The sequence below is a fragment of the Salinicola salarius genome (assembly GCF_002179555.1).
Lineage (GTDB): Bacteria > Pseudomonadota > Gammaproteobacteria > Pseudomonadales > Halomonadaceae > Salinicola > Salinicola salarius_A.
The window spans coordinates 1-1,392 of sequence record NZ_NHOU01000103.1 but is presented as its reverse complement, the minus strand read 5'-3'; the positions used below and the strand labels follow the sequence as shown (position 1 = coordinate 1,392).

The following is a 1,392-nucleotide window of genomic DNA, read 5'->3' as shown; positions in this document are numbered from 1 at the left end:
TATAGGCGATCCGATCATCCGGGACCCTACAGGTACCTCTAAAGGCGAGCTCCACAATGCAGATCCCGGCGAGCCCTACTGCTACTATTTTTGTCACCCTCACCATGGTTTCAGTGCCAGATAGTTCTTTACTTCGAAGCTATCAGAACCTGAGAAAATGCAAGTTTTGCCCGGCGTCAGGCCGCTCTGGCTCGTCCGGCCAGCCATGGCAGTTTCACTTTGTCGTAGACATCGTTCGTCATCGCCCTCAAATCTCCTGCGTCCAGGCGTGGAACCAGCCACGCACTGCCTTGGTATCGAACTCTGGGGTAGTTGGATGGCTGGAATACACCGTGAGGAAGGTCGTCCTCATCGCCCAGCCAATGCCTGAGCCGCAGATCAATACACCAGCCCTGTTCGAGTTCGATCCAGCAATGGGGAGCGGTGGCTATTCGGCTCAGCCGGTCCTCTGCGTATCCGATACGACATTGATGAAAGATGCCTTGCTCGCTCAGGGCATTGCTGATCACAAAGGTCATGCAGTCGCTATCGATTTTGGCGTCTTCAAGCGGCAACAGAGCGAACTCAAGTTCATCATGCCAGTCACTCATGATCTGGCTCCTTGAACATCAGTCCCTGGCCCTGCTCGTAAAGCACAGGGTACGGCAGCGGTTCGCTATCCTGGATGACGGTGCCGGGAGGAAAATACATCAACATCCAGGATGGTAAGGCACCACTGACCGTGCGATAGAACTCATCCACAGGGAAGCTGAGTTGCTCACCTGATTGCCGGAAAACGAGGCGAGAATAATTCTCTGGATGATTAGCCGCGATGTTGTAGCTTTCGGGCTCAGCACCTTCCACGTAGGCTGGAGACTTCCAGAGATTCGGCGTTTTGATGTTGTAAGCAACCACACATTGACCTGCACCGCATCCATGCTCAGTGCTTTCAATGGACCAGAGCATCAGTGGATGGCCATCAATCTCAGGCGTCTCCACGTTACTGAGTTTGGTGGCGCTCAACGCCATATCATTGGCAGCTAATCGGATGGCCTGGTCCACCAGATCCACATACTGCTCATATGCCTGAGCCTCCGAAGTGGCCATCGACGCAGGCATCCATCCCATCAGGCTTGGTCTCGCCGACGGATTATCCGGTGTCATCATGATCCCGCCTTATTCACGAGGGCGCTGATTGAGCGGTCTGAAGGTACTGGCTGTTGGCATTGCTTATCAGGATTCGCCTCTTCAGCGCGAGTGGCTGTTGAGTAATGCCAGAACGCAGCCCTTTTCCTACTTACTTATAGCTCTTTGGAATCAATGGCGACCGTCCAAGCAGACGTTATCGCCGACCCCTGCTCCAGTCGCTCGCTTTCTGATGTTGTGGTGGTCTCGCAGGAGCGTCAGCTCAGT

At 54.2% G+C, this 1,392-nt stretch carries 2 protein-coding genes; both read right to left on the bottom strand.

The window, feature by feature from the left end; all coding sequences use genetic code 11:
• Positions 1-176 precede the first annotated feature (176 nt).
• Positions 177-590: a hypothetical protein gene (locus tag CCD76_RS19310; RefSeq protein ID WP_087721105.1), complete on the bottom strand. Its 414-nt coding sequence runs from the start codon at positions 588-590 to the stop codon at positions 177-179.
• The gene (locus tag CCD76_RS19305) at positions 583-1,146 is read right to left on the bottom strand and encodes a hypothetical protein (RefSeq protein WP_256961398.1); all 564 of its coding nucleotides are present in this window, start codon (positions 1,144-1,146) and stop codon (positions 583-585) included. The genes CCD76_RS19310 and CCD76_RS19305 overlap by 8 nt, the downstream gene beginning before the upstream one ends.
• Positions 1,147-1,392: the final 246 nt, after the last annotated feature.

What these genes read in the sequence shown, in the direction of transcription:
- CCD76_RS19310 (WP_087721105.1), bottom strand. Translation starts at nt 590, where the DNA reads ATGAGTGACTGGCATGATGAACTTGAGTTCGCTCTGTTGCCGCTTGAA.
- CCD76_RS19305 (WP_256961398.1), bottom strand. Translation starts at nt 1,146, where the DNA reads ATGATGACACCGGATAATCCGTCGGCGAGACCAAGCCTGATGGGATGG.